24 protein-coding genes are annotated in these 21,635 nt (G+C 67.4%); 10 read left to right on the top strand and 14 right to left on the bottom strand.

Going from position 1 to position 21,635, the window contains the following annotated elements; all coding sequences use genetic code 11:
• A complete protein-coding gene (locus EB75_RS14785; protein ID WP_064860213.1) occupies positions 1-435 on the bottom strand; it encodes an MmpS family transport accessory protein in 435 nt (144 codons plus the stop codon).
• 261 nt (positions 436-696) lie between these two features.
• Between EB75_RS14785 and EB75_RS14780 the strand changes: the two genes are divergently transcribed.
• Entirely contained in the window at positions 697-1,032 is a 336-nt protein-coding gene (locus tag EB75_RS14780) for a DUF732 domain-containing protein (RefSeq protein WP_061002723.1), read from the top strand.
• Positions 1,033-1,055: 23 nt separating this feature from the next.
• Here EB75_RS14780 and EB75_RS14775 read toward each other — a convergent pair whose 3' ends face one another.
• Positions 1,056-1,808, bottom strand: a complete 753-nt coding sequence (locus EB75_RS14775) for an SDR family NAD(P)-dependent oxidoreductase (RefSeq protein WP_073696126.1) — start codon at positions 1,806-1,808, stop codon at positions 1,056-1,058.
• 72 nt (positions 1,809-1,880) lie between these two features.
• On the opposite strand from EB75_RS14775, the gene EB75_RS14770 reads away from it, so the two are divergent.
• A complete protein-coding gene (locus EB75_RS14770; RefSeq protein ID WP_142239606.1) occupies positions 1,881-2,408 on the top strand; it encodes a hypothetical protein in 528 nt (175 codons plus the stop codon).
• A gap of 1 nt (position 2,409) precedes the next feature.
• Here EB75_RS14770 and EB75_RS14765 read toward each other — a convergent pair whose 3' ends face one another.
• Complete coding sequence (locus EB75_RS14765) at positions 2,410-3,123, bottom strand: FadR/GntR family transcriptional regulator (protein ID WP_286150200.1); 714 nt, start codon at positions 3,121-3,123, stop codon at positions 2,410-2,412.
• A gap of 126 nt (positions 3,124-3,249) precedes the next feature.
• On the opposite strand from EB75_RS14765, the gene EB75_RS14760 reads away from it, so the two are divergent.
• Both EB75_RS14760 and EB75_RS14755 read left to right on the top strand, forming a co-directional pair.
• On the top strand, positions 3,250-3,753 hold the full coding sequence (locus EB75_RS14760) for a gluconokinase (RefSeq protein WP_073696123.1): 504 nt from the start codon (positions 3,250-3,252) through the stop codon (positions 3,751-3,753).
• The gene (locus tag EB75_RS14755) at positions 3,750-5,147 is read left to right on the top strand and encodes a GntP family permease (protein ID WP_073696122.1); all 1,398 of its coding nucleotides are present in this window, start codon (positions 3,750-3,752) and stop codon (positions 5,145-5,147) included. The genes EB75_RS14760 and EB75_RS14755 overlap by 4 nt, the downstream gene beginning before the upstream one ends.
• On the opposite strand, the gene EB75_RS14750 is transcribed toward EB75_RS14755, so the two are convergent.
• Complete coding sequence (locus EB75_RS14750) at positions 5,144-6,205, bottom strand: class I SAM-dependent methyltransferase (protein ID WP_073696131.1); 1,062 nt, start codon at positions 6,203-6,205, stop codon at positions 5,144-5,146. The genes EB75_RS14755 and EB75_RS14750 overlap by 4 nt on opposite strands.
• A gap of 46 nt (positions 6,206-6,251) precedes the next feature.
• Between EB75_RS14750 and EB75_RS14745 the strand changes: the two genes are divergently transcribed.
• Positions 6,252-6,821 carry an SHOCT domain-containing protein gene (locus EB75_RS14745; RefSeq protein WP_142239605.1) on the top strand — a complete coding sequence of 190 codons (570 nt, stop codon included), beginning with the start codon at positions 6,252-6,254 and terminating at the stop codon, positions 6,819-6,821.
• Here the strand turns inward: EB75_RS14745 and EB75_RS14740 are convergent.
• Positions 6,818-7,441: an MBL fold metallo-hydrolase gene (locus tag EB75_RS14740; RefSeq protein ID WP_073696120.1), complete on the bottom strand. Its 624-nt coding sequence runs from the start codon at positions 7,439-7,441 to the stop codon at positions 6,818-6,820. The two genes, EB75_RS14745 and EB75_RS14740, sit on opposite strands and share 4 nt — an antisense overlap.
• Positions 7,438-8,526, bottom strand: coding sequence for an S-(hydroxymethyl)mycothiol dehydrogenase (locus EB75_RS14735; RefSeq protein WP_073696119.1), 1,089 nt, complete (start codon positions 8,524-8,526; stop codon positions 7,438-7,440). Before EB75_RS14735 ends, EB75_RS14740 begins: the two co-directional genes overlap by 4 nt.
• A gap of 111 nt (positions 8,527-8,637) precedes the next feature.
• Between EB75_RS14735 and EB75_RS14730 the strand changes: the two genes are divergently transcribed.
• Complete coding sequence (locus EB75_RS14730; RefSeq protein WP_073696130.1) at positions 8,638-9,459, top strand: serine hydrolase domain-containing protein; 822 nt, start codon at positions 8,638-8,640, stop codon at positions 9,457-9,459.
• Here the strand turns inward: EB75_RS14730 and EB75_RS14725 are convergent.
• Entirely contained in the window at positions 9,449-10,867 is a 1,419-nt protein-coding gene (locus EB75_RS14725; RefSeq protein ID WP_073696118.1) for an NCS2 family permease, read from the bottom strand. The genes EB75_RS14730 and EB75_RS14725 overlap by 11 nt on opposite strands.
• Positions 10,868-11,114: 247 nt before the next feature.
• Between EB75_RS14725 and EB75_RS14720 the strand changes: the two genes are divergently transcribed.
• Entirely contained in the window at positions 11,115-11,630 is a 516-nt protein-coding gene (locus EB75_RS14720) for a DUF3145 domain-containing protein (RefSeq protein ID WP_061006284.1), read from the top strand.
• A 128-nt stretch (positions 11,631-11,758) separates the two neighbouring features.
• Here the strand turns inward: EB75_RS14720 and EB75_RS14715 are convergent, their stop codons facing one another.
• The 3 genes from EB75_RS14715 to EB75_RS14705 are packed head-to-tail and all read right to left on the bottom strand — an operon-like array spanning position 11,759 to position 15,011.
• Positions 11,759-13,216 carry a flavin-containing monooxygenase gene (locus EB75_RS14715; protein WP_073696117.1) on the bottom strand — a complete coding sequence of 486 codons (1,458 nt, stop codon included), beginning with the start codon at positions 13,214-13,216 and terminating at the stop codon, positions 11,759-11,761.
• The gene (locus EB75_RS14710; protein ID WP_073696116.1) at positions 13,216-14,130 is read right to left on the bottom strand and encodes a patatin-like phospholipase family protein; all 915 of its coding nucleotides are present in this window, start codon (positions 14,128-14,130) and stop codon (positions 13,216-13,218) included. The genes EB75_RS14715 and EB75_RS14710 overlap by 1 nt, the downstream gene beginning before the upstream one ends.
• Positions 14,127-15,011 (bottom strand): SDR family oxidoreductase, encoded by an 885-nt coding sequence (locus EB75_RS14705; RefSeq protein ID WP_073696115.1) that lies wholly within the window; start codon positions 15,009-15,011, stop codon positions 14,127-14,129. The genes EB75_RS14710 and EB75_RS14705 overlap by 4 nt, the downstream gene beginning before the upstream one ends.
• Before the next feature lie 115 nt (positions 15,012-15,126).
• On the opposite strand from EB75_RS14705, the gene EB75_RS14700 reads away from it, so the two are divergent.
• Positions 15,127-15,765, top strand: a complete 639-nt coding sequence (locus EB75_RS14700) for a TetR/AcrR family transcriptional regulator (RefSeq protein WP_073696114.1) — start codon at positions 15,127-15,129, stop codon at positions 15,763-15,765.
• Here the strand turns inward: EB75_RS14700 and EB75_RS14695 are convergent.
• From EB75_RS14695 to EB75_RS14685, 3 genes are read right to left on the bottom strand one after another with little or no spacing between them, the layout of a single operon-like run.
• Positions 15,752-16,048 (bottom strand): DUF1905 domain-containing protein, encoded by a 297-nt coding sequence (locus EB75_RS14695; protein ID WP_073696113.1) that lies wholly within the window; start codon positions 16,046-16,048, stop codon positions 15,752-15,754. The genes EB75_RS14700 and EB75_RS14695 overlap by 14 nt on opposite strands.
• A 10-nt stretch (positions 16,049-16,058) precedes the next feature.
• Positions 16,059-16,961 (bottom strand): diacylglycerol kinase, encoded by a 903-nt coding sequence (locus tag EB75_RS14690; protein WP_073696112.1) that lies wholly within the window; start codon positions 16,959-16,961, stop codon positions 16,059-16,061.
• Positions 16,958-18,538, bottom strand: a complete 1,581-nt coding sequence (locus EB75_RS14685) for an FAD-binding oxidoreductase (RefSeq protein ID WP_142239607.1) — start codon at positions 18,536-18,538, stop codon at positions 16,958-16,960. The genes EB75_RS14690 and EB75_RS14685 overlap by 4 nt, the downstream gene beginning before the upstream one ends.
• Positions 18,539-18,588: 50 nt before the next feature.
• Between EB75_RS14685 and EB75_RS14680 the strand changes: the two genes are divergently transcribed.
• Together EB75_RS14680 and EB75_RS14675 are read left to right on the top strand one after the other, a co-directional pair.
• Positions 18,589-19,173, top strand: a complete 585-nt coding sequence (locus EB75_RS14680) for a TetR/AcrR family transcriptional regulator (RefSeq protein WP_073696110.1) — start codon at positions 18,589-18,591, stop codon at positions 19,171-19,173.
• A complete protein-coding gene (locus EB75_RS14675) occupies positions 19,170-20,696 on the top strand; it encodes a glycerol-3-phosphate dehydrogenase/oxidase (protein WP_073696109.1) in 1,527 nt (508 codons plus the stop codon). The genes EB75_RS14680 and EB75_RS14675 overlap by 4 nt, the downstream gene beginning before the upstream one ends.
• Here EB75_RS14675 and EB75_RS14670 read toward each other — a convergent pair.
• The gene (locus EB75_RS14670) at positions 20,693-21,574 is read right to left on the bottom strand and encodes a LysR family transcriptional regulator (protein ID WP_083612280.1); all 882 of its coding nucleotides are present in this window, start codon (positions 21,572-21,574) and stop codon (positions 20,693-20,695) included. The genes EB75_RS14675 and EB75_RS14670 overlap by 4 nt on opposite strands.
• Positions 21,575-21,635: the final 61 nt, after the last annotated feature.

The following is a 21,635-nucleotide window of genomic DNA, read 5'->3' as shown; positions in this document are numbered from 1 at the left end:
TCATGCAGATTTCACCAGGCAGAAGGTCTGGGCGTGCACGCCCGTGGAGGTTCGGGTGTCTTTGAGTTCGTCGTCGACGTGGACGGTGCAGGTGATGGAGTCACCGTCGCCCTGGGCGACGATGTTGGGCGAGGCTGCCGGTGCGGTGGTGGACAGGACGAGCTTCCAGGGCAGCATCGCGTGATCGACGCGCTGCGGTTTGGCGTCCAGGTCGAGGTAGTTGATGTCGGCGTAGGCGCCGGGTTCGCCGGTGATCTCGTAGGTGACGACCTTGGGCTTGAACGGTTTGGCGTCGTCGGCGAAGTTGCGCGGGGTGACGATGACGGGGTTCTGGCCGAAGTAGGTGCGCACGCGCTGCACGGTGAAGCCGGCGACGAGGGCCACGGCGAGGATGAGCAACGGGATCCACGCCTTCTTGAGCGCATTGCCGATCACGCTGCGGACACCATGGTCGACTGCACTTGCTGCTCCCCGCTTCCCGTACCCTGACCGCGACAGATTAGGTCATTTAAGTGTTAGATTAGACCAGTTAAGTTAATCATGGGAAACCTTCGCTGTGGGTAGCTCGTATCACCGTAGCGGGTAGCGCGCAGCAGATCGAACCAAATACGCAGCAGTTCAATGGGATTGAACAGGCGGCGACGACTGTTCAGGGAGCAGGGGCACATGGCAACCAGCACGAATAGACTCCGTCACATGAAGGCACGCACTCTGGTCGCAGTTGCGGGTGCCGTGGCGGCTGCCGTCACCATGGCGGTTCCCGCGCAGGCCGACCCCGACACCGATTTCGCCAACCAGCTGCACACCTATGGAATCTACGGCCCCAAGGACTACAACGCCTGGATCGGCAAGATCACCTGCCAGCGGCTCGACAACAACGTCGACCACAGCGCCACCGACTCGGCGGCGTTCCTGAAGAAGAACCTGCCGCGCAACAGCAGCTCGGAGCAGCAGGTGTACCAGTTCCTCAACGCCGCTTTCGACACCTACTGCCCAGAGAAGCACGACCTGCTGGTCGCGCTGGCGCACTAGCCGTCAGGCCGGCCCGGCCTGGATCAGGCCGGGCCCTTGCCGTTGTCGACGCGGTACACCGAACCGTGAATGGCGGCCGCATCATCACTGGCGAGGAACGCGATGACGTTCGCCACGTCGCGCGGCTCCATGAACCCACGCGGGGCGGCGATGCGCATGATCAGGTCCCAGTCGGCGTTCTCGGGCGCCGCGAACTCGGTGACCTGCGCCGTCAGCATCCCACCCGGGCACACCGCATTGACCCGCAGCTTTTCCTTGGTGTACTCGACGGCCAGCGCACGCGTCAGCCCGATCAGCCCGTGCTTGGCGGCGCAGTAGCCGGCCGAGTAGATCTCGCCCTCGACGCCGGCGATCGACGAGACGTTGACGATATTGCCACCGTTTTCCAGCAGCTGCGGCAGCGCTGCCCGGGTCAGGTAGAACGGGCCGTTCAAATTCACCGCGAGGTCGCGGTCCCAGTCGTCGTCGGTCATCGACAGGGTGTGCCGCATGACGTGGAAACCCGCGACGTTCACCAGCACGTCCAGCCGGCCGAACTTCGCGATGCAGTCCTCGACCGCCTGCCGGCAGGCGTCGGCCGTGCTGATGTCCACCGCGGAGAACGCGCCGCCCGGCTGATCGCCGTACGCGTCGGCGAACACCGTCGCCATCCGCTCGGCGTCGCGCGCGATGCCGAAGACCGATGCGCCGCGTTCGGCGAAAACCTTGACCGTGGCCGCGCCCAGACCGGCCGAAGCTCCGGTGATCAACGCAACTTTCCCGCTGAGTGAACTCATACGGTGACTTTCTCACGCCGCGGGCAGGTCGTTTGCGATACTCGGGCGGTGAAAATGAAACGTGTTCTCGCTATGGTTTCGAGTTTTGGCTTCGCCGCAGCGGGCGCACTCTTCGGGGCGGCGGCGCCGGCGCAGGCCGACATCCGGCTGCCTCAAGGCATCTACACCTTCATCCAGGAGGGCACGCCGATCGGCGTGTGGACCATCTGGCCCGTCTGCACCCCGACCGTTGGCGATCTGCGCAACAACCTGGAACTCCCGGTGGCCTGCCTCGTCCACGTCGGGGCCGACCAGTACGGGGGAACGTACGGCGGCGACGCCCGGCAGACCGGCGGCGAGGGCCACTGGATGTTCACCCAGACCGACCTCCAGGGCTTCACGTGCCCGGACGGATCCAAGTCGAAGCTCGTCGAGACCTACGAGTTCGAGGACACCAACTGGACCGGCACCCGGACCACCACCAACAACGAGCAGTGTGGTGTACCGGCGTCGATGACGAAGAAGTCGTTCCGGCTGGAGTTCCAGAAGCCGCTGCCTATTCCGGTGCAGCAATACCCGCTGTTCTGTGACCCCAACGACGGCCTGAAGCGCTGCCGCTAGGTCAGTCCGAATCGGAGTCCGCGGCGACCGCGGCGGCGGACTCATCGATGATGGCGCGCATCGCGCGTTCGGCACCGGCCTGATCGCGCATGCGCACGGCGCGGGCGACCTCGTCGTGCAGCGCGATGGCCGCCGGATTGGGTGAGTCCGGCATCATGCCGTGGTGCGTGCGTCCGGCGAGGACCTCGGATACCACCGAGTTCAGCGCGCGGAACATCTCGTTGCCGCTGGCCTCCAACAGGGTTTGGTGAAAAACCTTGTCCGCTTGTAGATATGCGGCGAGGTCGCCATCGCGGCCATGTACCGCCATGTCCGACGCGGCGGCGGCCATGATGCGGCACTGGTGGGGGTTGGCCCGCTCGGCGGCCAGGGCGGCCGCCGCCGGTTCGAATCCGCGGCGCAACTCCGACAACGACATCAGCTGGGCGGCCCGGTCGCTGGAATCGAGGCGCCAGCGAATCAGCCTGGGGTCGAAGACATTCCAATTGGCCGAGGGCTGAATCGTGATGCCCACCCGGCGGCGCGAGGCGACCATGCCCATCGATTCGAGAACGCGGATGGCTTCCCGCGCGACGCTGCGGGAGACCCCGTGTTCGGCACTGACCGCTTCGAGGGTGATCACCTCGCCGGGGGCGTACGTCCCGGACACCACCGCGGTCCCCAGCGCGCTCAGGACGTTGTCGTGCAGTGCGCTGACGTTTGAGGGGGTAACCACGCATAACATCGTGTCATAAGCCGGATCGCCTGGCTTAAAACTGATGATTTTCGTCATACTATTGCAATAGTCAGACTTTTATGCCACGCTGTGTGAGTCAAACCACAGCAAGGGCGGGTGTAGTCGATGCCATCACCGATCGTCGTCATGGGCGTTTCAGGATCCGGCAAGTCCACGGTGGGCGCGGCGCTCGCGCAGCGGCTCCGCGTGCCGTTCGCCGACGCGGACGACTTCCACCCCGCCGCCAACATCGCGAAGATGGCGGCCGGTCACCCGCTGAACGACGACGACCGCCGGCCCTGGCTGGAGACTATCGGGCTGTGGCTGGGGGAGCACTGCGGCGACGGCGGCGTGATGAGCTGCTCGGCGCTGAAATACGAGTACCGCGTCCAACTGCGCAGCCACTGCCCGGGCACCCGGTTCCTGCACCTGTTCGGCACCCCCGAGGTCATCGGCGCCCGGCAGGCCAGCCGGCCCGGACACTTCATGCCGGCGTCGCTGCTGGCCTCACAGTTCGAAACCCTCGAACCGCTGCGAGCCGATGAGGCCGGCGTCGTCATCGACGTCGGGCAGAGCATCGATTCGATTGTCGACGAATACATTTCACGCACTGGAGGCGACCGTTCATGACCACCGCCGTCACCTTCCTGGCCGACGCACCCAAACTGATCGAGCCGGTTTCCTCGGCCACGCAGCTGATCCTGTCGTTCGTGCTCGGCATCAGCGTCATCGTCGTCCTCATCACGCTGGTCAAACTGCACCCGTTCCTGGCTCTGATCTTCGGCGGACTGACGGTGGGACTGGCCGCGGGCGAGAACCTCACCGCCGTCCTCAAGTCGTTCTCCGACGGATTCGGCGCCACGGCGGCCGGCGTCGGCATCCTGATCGCCCTCGGCGCGATGTTCGCCAAACTGCTCGCCGACTCCGGTGGCGCCGACGAGATCGTCGACACCATCGTCGGTGCCGCCTCACCCCGCGCCCTGCCTTGGGCGATGGCGCTGGTCGGCGCGATCATCGGGCTGCCGATGTTCTTCGAGATCGGTCTGGTGCTGCTGATGCCCGTCATCTATCTGGTGGCCCGGCGCTCGCAGCAGTCGCTGATCACCATCGGCATCCCGGCACTGGCGGGCCTGTCGGCCATGCACGGTTTCGTGCCGCCGCACCCCGGGCCGCTGACCGCGGTCGGGCTGCTGGGCGCCGACCTCGGCGTCACGCTCGGGCTGGGCGTGCTGGTCGCGGTGCCGACCATCGTCGTCGCGGGGCCGTTGTTCGGCCGGCTGGCCGGCAAGTGGGTCGTCGTCGCGGCGCCGGACACGTTCACCACCGATCCGGAAGCCCTTCGGGCGCACGGCAAGCGGCCCCGCTTCAGCGTCACGTTGTTCTCGGTGCTGCTGCCGGTCGCGCTGATGCTGGGCAAGGCCCTGGTCGACATCTTCATCGACGACAAGGTGCAGTGGTTCCGCCGGATCTTCGACGCCGTCGGCACCCCGTTGGTCGCGCTGCTGATCGCCGTCGTGGTCGGCACCGTCACCCTCGGCCGGGGCGCGGGGATGGATCGCCCCGCGATCACCAAGTGCATCGAGTCGAGCCTGCCCCCGGTCGCGGGGATCTTCCTGATCGTCGCCGCCGGCGGCGGATTCAAGCAGGTGCTGGTGGACACCGGCATCGGCACCATGCTGGCGCGGTGGGCCGAAGGCGTGCACATCTCGGTGCTCGTTCTGGCGTGGTTGCTCGCGGTGCTGATCCGCCTGGCCACCGGGTCCGCCACGGTCGCCACCATCACGGCGTCGTCGCTGATCCTGGGTCTGGTCGACGGGATGGGTTCGGGCGAGCTGTCTTTGGTGGTGCTGGCCGTCGGCGCGGGCTCGCTGTTCTTCTCGCACGTGAACGACGCAGGCTTCTGGTTGGTCAAGGAGTACTTCACGCTGAGCGTCGGTCAGACGATCAAGACCTGGTCCATCATGGAGACCGTGCTCTCGGTGTCCGGTCTGGCCATGGTCCTGGTCCTGGACGTCTTCATCTAGCGCGCCTGTTTCTGAACGACGATGTGCGCCACCGGAATCGGCATGGGCTCCGGCTTGGCGGACAGGAGGTCGATCAACGCGGCCGCCACGGTGTCGGCGAGCTGACATCGGCGCGACGGATCGGCCGGGTCCACCGCTGCGAGCAGGGAGTCGAACACCGCCGCTCGGGTGAAGCCGACCCAGCTCTTCGCGAAAGCCGTTGCGTCGTGGTCGGTTTGGTACCGCTGCCAGAAGCGGTCCGGCTCGTCGGCCACCATCAGGTGGGTGATCTGCAGCCGTTCGAAGCGCCCTGACGGCGCGAACGGTGACCGGAAGTCGGCCTCACTGCGGCCCACGATCGGCAGGTGCATGCGCCGGAACTCGTCGGCGGTGATGAGGCGCTGCGACTGCAGCTCGGACAGCGCCTGCATGAGCGCGTCGAAAAGTGGCTCCAGGCCGAGCCGTCCGTCGTCGTGCTGCCCCATGGTCATGACCACCAGGCGGCCGCCCGGACTCAACTCACGGCCGCGGAACGCGATGAACTCGTGCCAGTCATGTGCCGCCTGCCGCGCGCACGCGGCGCGCACCTGAGCGTCGGCGCTGTAGGACGCCTGGACGTGATCGGGGATGTCGGACGGCATGCGGCTGAGCCAGTGGATGGCCCACGCGGACCAGCCCAGGTGCACACCTTCCGACGGCAGAATCTGGCTGAGATACGACCGGCCCACCGCCGACGCGAACGTGGCCCGGTCGCTGCGCAGGTAGCTGAACGGGTCGTCGCGCAGCGTCCGGAACAGGGCACTGAAATCGTTGTCGGGGATGTCGGTGTGCGTCACCACGACGGGGTGCTCGGGCCGGATGCGTTTGCGCAGTGCGGCGATACCGGCGCCGATGGGGAGCAGGCCGTTATGGGCGTTGCCGCAGCCGTACTCGGCGATGGCCACCGGGTGCGGTGCGGGAGGCAGCGGAACCTCGGCGGCGGCCTGTTCGAAAAGCTTTGTGGCCGTGCGGAGTCCGACGGTCTCCAGGCGCGAACTCCCGAGCGGATCGGGCTGCACCACCACACTGGACTCGGGCATGGTGAAACGGTAGTCCCCAAAACTGGGTCGTGTCAGACTGCGGGCCATGAGTCGCTGGACTGCGCCGAGGGCGCTCACTGTGGCCGCCGTGTCGACGATGGTCATGGCGGCGGTCGGATTCATCGCCGCACTGGTCCTCAATGCGTTCGTCTTCGACGATTTCGACGCCTACGGCGAGGTCGAAATCCCCGGCTCGGGGACTGTGCACCTGCCGGCGGGCACGGCGACCATCAGCCTGCACACGATGGTGATCGGCCGCGGCGGCGGACTGCCCGTCCCGAAGATGTCCATCGGCATCGTGCCGCCGACCGGTGCGCCCGACCCGGTGCTGACCGAGGACATCAGCGGCAGCACGACCATCAACAACGACGCGCACGTCCGGGTCTGGTTTGCGCAGATCGTCGTCGAGGGTGACTACGCCATCACGACCGAGGGCAACGTGAGCGCCTACGTCAACCCGACCCTCGCGTTCGGACATGACACCCGCTACGGGTACTTGCCGCTGGTGTTCGCGGTGACCTTCGGTGTGGCGACCGTCGCGCTGGTACTCGCCCGGGTGTGGGCGTCGCGGACCCGCCGCCCGGTACAGCGCAGCGGCTACGTCATAGACCTCTAATGGCCGCGCGCCACCCATTCGTCGTAGTGCACCAGCTCGCCGCCGATGGTGGTGGTGTCGCCGTGCCCGGTGTAGACGACGGTGTCGGAGGGCAGCTTGCCGAGCTTGTCGGAGATCGAAGCCAGGATGGTCGGGAAGTCCGAGTACGAGCGGCCGGTCGCGCCCGGGCCGCCGTGGAACAGGGTGTCGCCGGAGATCACCGCATTGAGGTCCGGGATGTGCCAGCACACCGAGCCGGGGGAGTGCCCCGGCGTGTGGATGGCCTTGATCTCCAGACCACCCACGGTGAGCACCTGGTCGTCGTCCACGGTGTGAAAAGGGTTGTCCGGGTGGATAACCCGCCACAACATCTCGTCGGCCGGATGCAGCAACACCGGCGCGTCGAGCGCGGCCGAGAGCTCCGGCGCGACGGTGATGTGGTCGTTGTGCCCGTGGGTGCAGATCACGGCGACGACGTTGCGGCCGTTCACGGCGTCGATGATGGGTGCCGCGGTATGGGCGGCGTCGAACACGACGACGTCCTTGTCGTCGCCGACGAGCCAGATGTTGTTGTCGACGTCCCAGGTGCCGCCGTCCAGGCTGAAGGTGCCGCTGGTGACAACGCGCTGGATGGCACTCACTTCAGGACCACCACCGACCGCAGCACCTCACCGCTGTGCATCTTGTGGAAGGCGTCTTCAATCTGGTCCAGCCCGATGCGCTCGGAGACGAACTTCTCCAGCGGCAGCCGGCCCTGCAGGTACAGGCTGATGAGGGTGGGGAAGTCGCGTTCGGGCAGGCAGTCGCCGTACCACGACGACTTCAGCGAGCCGCCGTGGGAGAAGAAGTCGATCAGCGGCATCTCGAGCGTCATGTCGGGCGTCGGAACACCAACAAGGACAACGGTTCCCGCGAGATCGCGAGCGTAGAACGCCTGCTTCCAGGTCTCGGGCCGGCCGACGGCGTCGATCACGACATCGGCGCCGTTGCCGTCGGTCAGGTCCTGAATGGTCTCGACCGGGTCGAGGTCGCGGGCGTTGATGGTGTGGGTGGCGCCGAATTCGCGGGCCCAGTGCAGCTTCTTGTTGTCGGTGTCGACGGCGATGATGCGCTTGGCGCCGACGAGTGCCGCACCGGCGATGGCCGCGTCACCGACGCCGCCGCAGCCGATGACGGCGACGGTGTCGTCCCGTGTCACGCCGCCGGTGTTGATGGCGGCGCCGATGCCGGCCATCACGCCGCAGCCCAGCAGACCGGCGACGGCCGGGTCGGCCTCGGAATCGACCTTGGTGCACTGACGTTCGTGCACGAGGGTCTTGTCGGCGAAGGCGCCGATGCCCAGTGCGGGAGTGAGTTCGGTGCCGTCGGTCAGCGTCATCTTCTGGGTGGCGTTGAACGTGTTGAAGCACAGGTGCGGGCGGCCGCGCTTGCAGGCGCGGCACTCGCCGCAGACGGCCCGCCAGTTGAGGATGACGAAGTCGCCGGGCTCGACGTGCGTGACACCTTCGCCGACCGACTCGACGGTGCCGGCGGCCTCGTGGCCGAGCAGGAACGGGTATTCGTCGTTGATGCCGCCCTCTCGGTAGGTCAGGTCGGTATGGCACACGCCGCAGGCGATGATGTCCACGACGACCTCGCCGGGTCCGGGATCGGGGATGACGATGTCGACCAGCTCGATGGGCTGCTTCTTGGCCCGGGAAATCACGCCACGCACTGTCTGACTCATGGCTACAACCTAATGCCTCACGCAAGAGTTGGAATGGTGTCCATACAAATGTCTGGTTAACGGGTGGAAGCCGCTGTTTGTTGGCGGCAGATCTATGACAGGGTCGTGACCGTGACCGCACTCGAGTTGCTTGATTCCTGGCCGGTACCGCACGCCGCAGCCGCGGTGGTGTCCCCGTCGGGCGTGATCGCCACGCACGGACCCGTCGACCGGGCGTTCCGGCTGGCGTCGGTGACCAAACCCCTGACTGCGCGCGCCGCGCAGGTTGCGATCGAAGAGGGCGTCATCGAGCTGGACACCCCGGCCGGCCCACCCGGATCGACGGTGCGGCACCTGCTCGCGCACACCTCGGGCCTGGCGATGCAGACCCCCGATGCCCTCGCGGCCCCCGGTACCCGCCGCATCTACTCCAACGTCGGGTTCGCGGTACTGGCCCAGGTGCTGGAGCACGAGTCCGGCATCGAGTTCGGGCAGTACCTGCGCGAAGCGGTGTTCGAGCCGTTGGGCATGGGCGATTCCGAACTGCCGGGTGCGGCCGAGACCGCGGGGTACGGCGCCTGGTCGACGGTCACCGATCTCGCGGCGTTCGCCGGTGACCTACTGCGTCCGGAGTTGGTATCGGCACCCATGCACTCCGACGCGATCTCGGTGCAGTTTCCGGGCCTGGCCGGGGTACTGCCGGGCTTCGGATCGCAGCGGCCCAACGACTGGGGTCTGGGTTTCGAAATCCGGGACGGCAAGCACCCGCACTGGACGGCCGCGGACAACTCGCCGCGGACGTTCGGCCACTTCGGCCAGGCCGGGACGTTCCTCTGGGTCGATCCAGATGTGGACCTGGCGCTGATCGTGCTGACCGACCGGGATTTCGGGGACTGGACGTATACCGTGTGGCCCGAGGTGTCGGCGGCGGTGTTGCGCGAATTCAGCGGCTGACTCCGATGAGCTGGTCAATCCAGCCGCGCGCGAAGAACAGCAGGAACCCGGCGGCGACGATCCACAGCAGCGGGCTGATCTCCTTGATGCGGCCGGATGCCGCGCGCAGCACGGCCCAGGCGATGAAGCCGACGCCGATGCCGTTGGCGATCGAGTAGGACAGCGGCATGACGGCGACCGTCAGCACCACCGGCAGGGCCACCGAGAAATCGGAGAAGTCGATCTCGCGGAGCACCGAGACCATCAGCGTGCCGACGATGACCAGCGCGGCCGCCGCGACCTCGGTGGGCACGATCTCCGTCAACGGGGTCAAGAACATGGCGGCCAGGAACAGGGTGCCGGTCACCAGGCTGGCCAGGCCGGTGCGGGCGCCCTCGCCGATGCCGGTGCCGGACTCGACGAACACGGTGTTCGACGACGCCGACACCGCGCCACCGACCACGGCGCCGGTGCCCTCGATCACCAGCGCCGACTGCAGGCGCGGGAAGTTGCCGTGTTCGTCGGCCAGGCCGGCCTGCCGGGACAGGCCCGTCATGGTGCCCATGGCGTCGAAGAAATTGGTGAACAACAGCGTGAACACCAGCATGAGGGCGGCGATGGCACCGATCCGGCCGAAGCTGCCGAAGTCCACGTGACCGATCAGCGACAGGTTGGGCACCGCGAACGGCGAACCGGACAGCGTCGGCACCGACAGGCTCCAGCCGCCGGGCTTTTCCGTTGCCGAGCCGAGGTGCCAGATCGCCTCGATGATGGCCGCCAGCGCGGTGCCCGAGATGAGACCGATGAGGATGCCGCCGCGCACCTTGCGGGCCACCAGGACGCCCGAGGTCAGCAGGGTGAACACGAAGACCAGCGTGGGAATCGCGCGGACCGAGCCCGTGCCGCCGGCGCCCAGACCCAGCGGCGGTGACGGATGTCCGGTCGATGCGACGAAGCCGGCGTTGACCAGTCCGATGAACATGATGAACAACCCGATGCCGGCCGTGATGGCCAACTTCAGCGGCATGGGTACCGCGTCGAAGATCATGCGGCGTAGACCGGTGACCGCCATCGCGACGATGATGAGGCCTTCGATCACCACCAGCCCCATGGCTTCTGGCCAGGTCAGGACGCCCACGACGGAGCTGGCCAGGAACGAGTTGATGCCCAGCCCGGCGGCGAACGCGAAGGGGAGACGCGCGACCACGCCGAACAGGATGGTCATGGCGCCGGCCGCCAGCGACGTCACCGCCGAGACCTGGCCGAACGCGAGCTTGTGTCCGGCGATATCAGCCGTGCTCGACAGGATGATCGGGTTCAGCACGATGATGTACGCCATCGCGATGAAGGTCACCGCGCCACCGCGCAGTTCAGCGGCGACGGTAGAGCCGCGCGCGGAGATCTCGAAGAACCGGTCCAGGGCAGTCACGGGTTAGAAGATAGATGGCGCGCTGGTGCTCCGCGCGACTGTTGGCTCGTGTTCGAGAATTGGGCGATTCGTCGACCACACGTCGGCAATGGCCGTCGGTTTATGTGGCCGTCCTGAGAGATTGCGCGACAGACTAGCGCAACAGGGGTCTCACGCGGCACAATAGACACGCACTAAACAACTGCAACATTTCGGCAACACAAGGTCGTTGGGGAAGACGTCCCTGGTGGAGCTGAAGGAGCAGATGATGCGTGCGTCGAACCAACTCGCCGACGCGACGACGGGCGTGGTGTACATCCATGCCTCTCCCGCGGCGGTATGCCCGCACGTGGAGTGGGCGCTGTCGTCGACTCTGTCGGCGCGGGCGAACCTGAAGTGGACGCCCCAACCCGCCATGCCCGGTCAACTGCGCGCCATCACCAACTGGATGGGGCCCGTCGGCACCGGAGCTCAGCTCGCCAGCGCTCTGCGCTCGTGGTCGGTGCTGCGCTTCGAGGTGACCGAGGACCCGAGCGCCGGCGTCGACGGTCACCGCTGGTGCCACACCCCGACCCTCGGTCTGTGGAGCGGCTCGATGAGCGCCAATGGTGACACCATGGTCGGCGAGCAGCGCCTGCGCACGCTGATGGAGGGCGGCGCCGACATGCTGGCCGCTGAACTCGACACCGTCCTCGGCACCGCCTGGGACGAAGCGCTTGAGCCCTACCGCGGCGGCGGCGCCGAGGTCGGCGAAGTCAGCTGGCTGAACCGGGGCGTGGGGTAGTTCCGGCGGTCTCCCTTGGCATGTTCGGCCCAGAGCCGTCAACTTTCCTTGACGCCAAGGAAAGTTGACGGCCCCAGATCGAATATGTCACCCGGTTGCGCGCTGCCCGGAAGTACTGATCGTTGCGATCAACTCACCCGGTAGTGCTCGGGCTCCGGCTCGCTCAGCATGCTGGTGATCGTGGCGACGTCGAACGGCCACAGGTCGATGCTGCCGCCCTCGCTGAAGTACCAGGAATTGCAGCCCGTGTTCCACACCGTCGGCTCCATGGCCTCGACCGCCGCGGCGTTGAACTCGTCGGTGGCCTCCTCGGTCACCTCGACCTCGTTGATCTCGCCGCGCTCGAACCGCTTGAGCCACTTCACGATGTACCGCGCCGTCAGTTCGGCGGTGTACTGCAGTGAGATGGACCCCGTCGGAGAGTTCGGGCCGAGCACGGTGAACAGATTCGGGAAGCCCGGGATCGCGGTCATCCGGTAGGCGCGCGGGCCCTTGACCCACGCGTCGTCGAGGGTGACGCCGTCGCGGCCCACCACGTGCATCGGGCGCATGTAGTTGTGCGCCTGAAAACCGGTGGCCAGCACGGCGATATCGATCTCGTGATGCGCACCATCGGTGGTGCGGATACCGGTCGGGGTGAATTCGGCGATGCGGTCGGTGACCAACTCAGCGTTGGGGGCCGTGATCGCTTGGTAGTACGTGCCGGACAGCACCTGCCGTTTGCACAGCGGCTGGTAGTCGGGCGTCAGCTCGGCACGCAGCTGCGGGTCGCGAATCTGGGCCCGCAGGCTGAGGCGCGCATACTGCTGCACCAGCTTCCGGCGCCACGTCGGCTTGGTCACGATGTCGACAAGAACGCTCGAGCCCCAGAGCGGTATGCGCTCGGCGATCGCCTGGTGCAGGTGCGGCACGGCACGCAGCAGCGCGGTGACCGCACCCAGTTGTGGCAACTTCATCGGTGCCCAGAGCATCCACTGCGGCGACCGCGCGAAATGCAGCACCTTTCCGGCCTCGGGCTGCAGCGCCGAAACCACCTGAACCCCGGTCGATCCGGTGCCGATCACGGCGATGCGCTTGCCCGCGGTCTTCAGCTCGGGGTCCCACCGGGCGGTATGCACGACGGTCCCGTTGAACGTGTCCATGCCGGGGATGTCCGGGGTGAAGGGGTGGTGCAGCACGCCGGTGGCACAGATGACGAAATCGGCTGTCAGCGTGTCGTTCTCGGTGGTGACCGTCCAGGCGTGCGTGTCCTGGTCGTAGTGCAGCGCGGTCACTTCGGTGCCCAGTCGCAGGTGGTTGTCGAGGCCGAACCGCTCGACGACGGCACGGTGATATTCCTGAATCTCCTGGCCGCCCGCCCAGACATGGCTCCAGTCCGGCTTGGGGGCGAAGGCGAACTGGTAGATGTGCGATGGCACGTCGCACGTCAGCCCGGGATACCGGTTCCAGTGCCAGACTCCGCCGACGTCCGAACCCTTCTCCAGGATGGTGAAGTTGGTGAACCCGGCCTGCTGGAAGGTGTACGCCGAGGCGATGCCGGCGACACCGGCGCCGATGATGACGATGCGCGGATCACGGTTGCTCATCAGGACTCCCAAGCTCGACGCACCGTCGCCGGTGCGGTGGTCATGGCGGATTCGAAGGCCGCGCGCCGGCGGCTGCGCAGCATGAAGTTGGCGCCGAGGCCGGCCAGGTCGGCAGCGTCCGGGCGGATCACGACCACCTCGATGCCGCGGCTGCGTGCGGTGGCAACCTCGGCGTCGAGCCCGGCGGACATGGGGCGGCGGAGCAATCGATCTTCGATGATGCCACCCAATCCCGGTGCACGAACGCCGCTTTCGGATGCCATCGGGGTGATGACGTAGATCAGGTCGGCATCATCGGGGGAGATGAGGTCGACCGACGCGGTGGACGCGGCGCCACCGTCGACGAACGTGCGGTCACCGATGCTGACCGGCGGCATCCAGCCGGGGACGCCCCATGAGGCCCGGAGTGCTTGTCCTGCAGTCGCTTTCGGAGCGTCAGGCGCGCCGAACGCCACGCGCTCGCCGCGCTGGTAGTCGAAGGCCACCATGCGCGCGCCCGGGTGCGGTACCCACCCGGAGGCGTCGGCGAACCCGGCAGCCAATTCCTCCAACCAGTCCGAGTCGGCGCGGCCGGTCGGTGCGATGCCGGTGACGGCGGCCAGGCCGCTCTGGCTGCGCAGCAGCCCGGGGTTCAGCAACCGGGGTGACGGCAACGGCGGCAGGCTCGGCGGTGTCGCGTTGATATGCCGGATCAGGCGTTCATCGGTGCTGGTGCCCCGGTGCATGGCCACCAGGTCGTCGACGGACGCACCGCCCCCGAGCATGGTGACCATCTCGGCGCCGGCCGAGGTGCCTTGCAGCACAGAGGCTTCCCGCGGGTCCCAACCGGTCTGCTCCTGCAGTGCGTGCAGCACCGCCACGATCCACGCTCCGCCGATGGTCCCACCGCAACCGATGACCAGTGCCCGCTTCATCGTCCTGCTTCCGAGTGCGACTCGGCGTCATGGTCTTTCGACTGCCGTTCGATCCGGTCCAAGTAGGCCGAGCGGCCGACCGGGTCCAGGGCGGTCAGGGCGCGGCGGTCGTCGATGAGCGAGCGGCCCGCGCGCTGGATGAACTCGGGGACCAGTGCGTCGATCAGGGCCCAGCCGGGTGCCACCCACCCAGGTACCGAGGTGCGGGCGGCCTTGGTGCGCAATGTCTTCAGGATGGCCTGCGCGACATCTTCGGGGTCGACCGTCGGCATGCCGCCGCCGAGTTGGACGCCGGATGCGAGTTCGGTGCGTACCGCCGAGGGCAGTACGGCACATACGGTGACGCCGGTTCCGGCGTATTCGGTGCGCGCCGCCAGTGACGCGCCGACGGCGGCGAACTTGCTGGCGTTGTAGGTGACCATGCCCGGGACGGGGATCATGCCGGCCATCGATGCCACGTTCACGACGTGGCCGCTGCCGCGCGTGATCATCAGTGGGATCACGGCTCGCATGCCGTTCAGGACGCCCCGGACGTTGACGTCGAGGATCAGGTCGGTCGTGGCCTCGGCCTCGGTCTCGAAGGCGCCCAGCGGCATCACACCGGCGTTGTTGATGAGGACGTCGATGCGGCCGGATTCCTTGAGCACCTGCCCGACGAACTGGTCCCACGAGTCACGCCGGGTGACGTCCAGTCGCGCGCTGCGACAGCGGGGGATTCTCGTGGCCGTCTGCTGTGCGATATCGGCGTCGACGTCGCCGATCCAGACATTGGCACCGTGTTGTGAGAAGAGTTCGGCGGTCTTGGCGCCGATGCCCCTGGCGCCTCCCGTGATGATGACGGTGGCGCCGTCGAGCGGCACTGATCGTCGCACTAGCTGCATCGATAGCCTCGAATCTGCTGGTAGAAGCCCTTTGGCTGCATTCGCATACTGACGGTATCCGAATCCTCCCGGTAAAGCCAGTACTCGCGGTATCGCAAACGACTAACATCGATGTATGCCGAGGTTGACCAGGGTGCAGCGTCAGGAACAGACGCGCGCTGAGCTACTGGACGCGGCCAAGGCCCGGTTTCTCAAGCACGGATACGCATCGACCAGCCTCGAGGACATCGCTGACGACGCCGGCTACAGCAAGGGCGCGGTGTATTCGAACTTCGGCAGCAAGCCCGTCTTGTGTCGGGAAGTGCTGGAGGCCATCCACCGCGAGAAGTTCTCCGAGATGTCCGAACTGGCGATGTCGGACGCCGACGTCCCGAGCCGTGTCGAGGCGGTCAACGCGTGGCTGGAGCGCACCGCCGGCGACGTGGGCTGGACGATGCTGGAACTCGAATTCGTGGTGCTGTCGCGCAACGATCCCGAGCTGGGTCAGATGGTCACGGACCTACGCAACGAAGCAGCCCAGATGGTGGTCGATGTATTGCGCTCGCTCGCAGTCGATTTGGGGCTCGGTGAAGAGCAGATGGTGGCTGCCGGGGTGATCGACAGCTTCGACGACATCGGCAACCTCTTTCTCAGCGCCGGCATCGGGCTCGGGATTCAACGTGCGGTCGATCCGACATTGCCCGCGCGACCGGTCACCGGTGCCATCACGCGGTTGATGAATCTGCTTGCGCTCCTTGCGGCTACGCAGGATTGAAGGCCACCGAAAGCCGCAGCGACACGACGTCGCCGTCGTCGATGCCCTCCGCCCGCCGCAACGCCACCTTCAGTGGCACCAGGTATACGTCGTCTTTCGGCATCAATGACGTCTGCATCTCGGTGGCGCCGATGCGCACCTGCGCCGGAATGCAGCCCCAGCCGTAGGTCAGTTCACCGAGATGGTCGTGCAGGAAGGCGTCGATGTCCTCGGGTGTGGCCACGAAGAAATACGGTGCGGGGCCGCGCCATTGGAACACCTCGGCCTCGAACTCCCAATCCACGCGCTTCAGACTACGGAACCAGAACCTGTAGCGCTGCCGGTACCGCGGACACCGTCACCGGCAGCGGGCACACGAATTCGCCGTCGGCGTAGGCGTTGATCCCGGGGACGTCGATGGTGACGGTGCGGGCGCGTCTCGTGGTCACCTCGTCAAGGTGGACATGGGTGCCCTTGAACACTGTCGGGAACAGCCGGATCAACTTGGTCCGTGAAGCCGAGGCCGCCATCGTGACGTCGAGCAGACCGTCACTCAGATCGGCGCCCGGGCAGATCAGCATGCCGCCGCCATAGCTCTTGCCGTTGCCGAAAGTTGCCAGCGTCACGGGGATTTCCTGCTCGGGACCGCCGTCGAAACTGACCCGGGCCGTATGCATCCGCAGCTGTGACAATTCCACCAGCATCGCGGTGTTGTAGCGCATCCGGCCTCGCGGCCACGTCATCCGGTTGGCGCGATCGGTGACCAGCGAGTCGAATCCCGCCGACATCACCGTGCCGAACCAGCGGACGGTGCCGTCGGCTCCCTCGATCCGGCCCAGGTCGATGGTGCGGGTACGGCCTGTCGCGATGATGTCCGCGGCGGCTTCCGGGTCATCACGCGGAATCCCGAATTCGCGGGCGTGGTCGTTGCCAGTGCCCGCGGGAATGATGCCCAGCGGCACATCGCCCTGTGCAAGTGCTTGCAGCGCAAGGGAAATGATGCCGTCACCACCGGCCACCACCACCGCGTCGGTGCCGTGGTCGAGTGCTTCGTCGAGCAGCTGCCGAGCATGGGCAGCGTCGGATCCGATCAGCTCGACCACGTCGACGCCACGACGTTGCAGTCGCACGACAGCGCGCTGGGCCGCCGCGGATCCCCGGCCTTGGCCGGAGGCGGGGTTGGTCAGCAGGGTGACTCGCTGGAGCGTGCCTGTCATGGGATCAGCTTGCCCGGGTTGAGGATTCCACCGGGGTCGAGCACATTCTTCACCGCGCGCAGAACCTCGACACCCAGGTCGCCGACCTCGGCGGTCATCCACGGCTTGTGATCGGCACCGACCGCGTGGTGGTGGGTTATGGTGGCACCGCAGCGCACCATGGCCTCGGACGCAGCGGTTTTCGCCGCGCGCCACTGCTCGATGGGGTTGCCGCGCTGGCCGGCGACCACCGTGAAGTACAGCGAGGCGCCGGTGGGGTAGACGTGCGAGATGTGGCACATGACCAAAGCCGGTGTGCCACTTTCCTGCAGTGACGTCGTCAGTGCCTCGGTGACCGCGGCCTTCAGCGCCGGCACGTTGGACCACGTCGTCGCGGTTTCCAGGGTCTCGCACAGGGCGCCCGCCGACAGCAGTGAGTCACGCAGGTACGGCGCACCGAACCGCCCGTGCTGCCAGGCGCGGGCCGGGGCCTCGCCGAGCGACGTGCCGCCCTGGGCGGCCAGCAGCGCGCGGGTTTCCTCGTGGCGGCTTTCGGTGTGTGCCGCAGTGCCTTCGAACAAGGTGATGGCCAGGCAGCCGCCGGTGATGGTCTGCTCGCCGATGCTCTCGGTGGTCGCGAGGTTGATGCCGGTCTCGACCTCGTCGGACAGTCGGATGACCGTCGGGCCGGTGCCGTTCTGGACGACGGCGCGCAAAGCCGCTGCGCCGGTGGCGAAGTCGGGGAAGGACCAGGCCTCGTAGCGGGTGGTCTCGGGCACCGGGTGCACGCGGACCCGGACGCGGGTGATGACGCCGAACGTGCCCTCGGAGCCGACGATCAGCTGACGCAGGTCGGGGCCGGCCGCCGAGGCCGGGGCCCGGCCGAGGTCCAGCACGCCGGCCGGGGTGACGACGGTCAGGCCGCGCACCATGTCGTCGAACCGGCTGTAGCCCGCCGAGTTCTGGCCTGACGAGCGCGTCGCGGCGAACCCGCCGATGGTGGCGAACTCGAAGCTCTGGGGGAAGTGGCCCAGCGAAAATCCTTCCGCGCCAAGCAGTTCCTCGGCCCGCGGGCCGGTGACGCCGGCTTCCAGCTCGGCCTCGCCGGATTCCTTGTCGATGGACACCAGGCGGTCCAGGCGGCGCAGATCGAGCGACACGACAGCGCTGAAACCGCCCCGGATCGGGTCGAGTCCGCCGACGACGCTGGTGCCGCCGCCGAATGGGACGACCGCGATGCGGTGGTCGGTGCAGTAGCTCAGGATGGCCGCGATCTGTTCTTCGTTGCCCGGCAACAGGATCGCGTCCGGCGCATCCTGCTCGCCGGTGTCCTTGCGGCGCAACAGGTCCAGCGTCGACTTGCCGCCGGCCCGCAGCAGGCGGTCGTGGTCGTCGGTGCGGCAGAACTCGTCTCCGACGATCGCTGCGAGTGCGACGCGGTCAGCATCTGCCAGGGCGGACGGGCGCAACGTGACCTGGTCGGCCTCGAGCTCGTCCGCCGGAGCCGCGTCGATGCCCAGGGCTGCGGTCAGCAGGCCGCGGATGCCATCGGACAGGGGCTTGGCTGCAGCGGGGTCGCCCCAGGCGTTCCACTTCATCGGCGGTTCGAGGTGGTCACGTGTCGCGGTCATGCGTTACAGTATTACACATGATGTCAATCAGTAACGATGAAGCTCGGGATTCCCTGGATGCCCGAATCATCGACGCTGCGGCTGACTGCGTGATCGCCTTCGGCGTGGATCGCGTGACGTTGGCCGAGATCGCACGTCGTGCCGGCGTCAGCCGGCCGACGGTGTACCGGCGCTGGCCGGACACCCAGGCGATTCTCGCGGCACTGCTGACGGCACGAATCACCAACGCGCTGAACGAAGTCACGGTCAGCGGCACCGACCGCGAGGCGATCGTCCAACGGATGGTCGGCATGGCGGGGCAGCTGCGCGGTGACGAGGTCATCATGTCGGTGCTGAGCAGCGCGCCGGCCCTGGCCATGGTCTACATCGCTGAGCGCATGGGCACCAGCCAGCAGATTCTTCTCGAAGTGCTGGCCGGCGCCCTGGCCACCGCGCAGGCCGACGGTAGCGTCCGCCCCGGTGACACCAAGCAGCTCGCGGCCATGTGCCTGCTGATCGTTCAATCGGCCATCCAGTCCGCGCAGATGGTCGCGCCCGTCCTCGACGTCGCCGCGCTGGACATCGAACTTGCTCACTCCCTGAACGGATACCTGAAGCCATGACCACCAGTGCCCTCAACGCCACCCGCCGTACCTCCGAGCTGACGGCACTGGCCGACGGTGACGTGGTCGACGTCGTCGTCATCGGCGGTGGCATCACCGGCGTGGGCATAGCTCTGGATGCCGCGAGCCGTGGGCTCTCGACGGTGCTGGTGGAAAAGCACGACCTGGCCTTCGGCACCAGCCGGTGGAGTTCCAAGCTGGTGCACGGCGGCCTGCGCTACCTGGCGACCGGCAACATCGGCATCGCCCGGCGCAGCGCCATCGAGCGCGGCATCCTGATGAGCCGCAACGCCCCGCACCTCGTACACGCAATGCCGCAGTTGGTGCCGTTGCTGCCCGGGATGAACAGGGCCTCAAGGGCTTTGGTGCGCACGGGCTTCATCGCCGGCGACGGACTGCGGCGCCTGGCCGGCACCTCGGCGTCGGTCCTGCCGCGGTCGGGCCGGGTCAACGCGGCGCGCGCTGCTGAACTGGTGCCCGCCGTCCGGCGCGACGGACTCGACGGTGCCCTGCTCGCCTACGACGGCCAGTTGATCGACGACGCCCGCCTGGTCACCGCGGTGGCACGCACCGCCGCGCAGCACGGTGCCCGCATCCTGACCCGGGTGGCGGCGTCGGATGCCACCGGGACCTCGGTGCGGCTGACCGACCAGCTCACCGGCGACTCGTTCGATCTGGGCGCCCGCGCGGTGATCAATGCCGCCGGCGTGTGGGCCGGAGAACTCGACAGCGCGATCAAACTGCGGCCCAGTCGCGGCACCCATCTGGTGTTCGATGCCGCGGCGTTCGGCAATCCGACTGCGGCCCTGACGGTTCCGATTCCCGGCGAGCTCAACCGGTTCATCTTCGCCATGCCCGAACAGCTCGGCCGCGTCTACCTCGGACTCACCGACGAGGACGCGCCCGGCCCCATTCCCGATGTGCCGGAACCGACTCCGGCCGAGATCACGTTCCTGCTCGACACCGTCAACACCGCGCTGGCGACGAGCCTGGGTCCGGAAGACGTGCTCGGCGCGTATGCCGGGCTGCGCCCGTTGATCGACACCGGTGAGGGCAACACCGCCGACGTCTCCCGCGATCACGCCGTCGTCGAGTCGGACAACGGTGTGCTCAGCGTCATCGGCGGCAAGCTCACCGAATACCGGTACATGGCCGAGGACGTGCTCGACCGGGCGGTGGCGTTGCGCGGGCTCGGTGCGGGGGAGTGCCGGACGCGGAACCTGCCGCTGGTCGGTGCCCCGGACAACCCGGTATCGATGAATCGTGTTGTGGGGCTGCCGGAGTCATTACTGGCGCGCTACGGCGCCGAAGCCTCGAACGTATTCGCCGCCGCCACGTGCGAGCGCCCCACCGAACCGGTAGCCGACGGAATCGATGTCACCCGAGCCGAATTCGAGTACGCCGTCACGCACGAGGGCGCACTCACGGCCGACGACATCCTGGACCGCCGTACCCGGATCGGGTTGGTCGACGCCGACCGCGAGCGTGTCGCGGCCGTGGCCGCGGAGTTCGTCACGGCTTAGGGCTGCTGGGCGAGTAGCAGGTCGCGGATGGGGGAGCGCGTGTGGCGCTGCCACATGGCCTGCACCGGCACCAGCAACTCCGGCTGCAGGTCGACGACGGTCACCCGGCCGTCCACCGCCGGCCCGACCGGATGCGTCACGAACGCGACGGCGCCCGTCGTCAGCGGTGCGGCCACCGTCGCCGCGCCCTGTACCCGGCTGATGATGTAGTCCGGTTCGAAGCCGGCTCGCCGGCAGGCGCCGAGCAGGAGATCGCTGTAGTACGAGGCGCCAGATGGTGCCCACAGCGCGATGCGCTCGTGAGCCAGGTCGGTGAGGTCGACGGCGTCGCGCCCCGCCAGCGGGTGCGTGCTCAGCACAGCCACCCGGACCGGGTGATAGCCCAACACCGCGGTGGCGAGGTCGCGGTCCGGCACCACCCCACGGCGCAGCGCCAGCTGGATCGATCCGTCGAGCAACGCGGGGGAGAGCTGATCGGGAAACATCTGGCGGAAGGTGAACGACACGTCGTCGAAGGCCTCGATCGCGGGCTCCAGCAGCGCATAGGCCTCGATGCTCTCGAGTGCGGGGGTATGCCCGACGACGTAGTTCTCCCGCGCGGCACTGGCGACCCGCTGCACGTGGTCGGTGACGGTGTGGGCGGCCGCGAGGAGGGTGCGGGCGTCGCTGTGCAGCTGGCGGCCGGCGGGCGTCAGGCTGACCCGTCGGCCGTCACGCGCGAAAAGCGTTACCCCGAGCTCTTTTTCGAGCTGACGGATGGAGCTGCTGAGCGCCTGTTGACTGAGGTGCAGCTGGTCCGCGGCCCGCGTGAAGCCGCCGGTGTCGGCGACTGCCAGGAAGTGCTGCAGCCGCCGTAGGTCGGGATACGGCCTGGTCACCCGACGCATCCTATCCACAAGAATTGCTTGTGGATAGGTAGAAAAGATTCGTTTCTAATTG

The organism is Mycobacterium sp. ST-F2 (assembly GCF_001905655.1).
Taxonomy (GTDB): domain Bacteria; phylum Actinomycetota; class Actinomycetes; order Mycobacteriales; family Mycobacteriaceae; genus Mycobacterium.
Note: the sequence above shows the minus strand (reverse complement) of the source record. Positions and strands in the feature narration are given on the sequence as shown.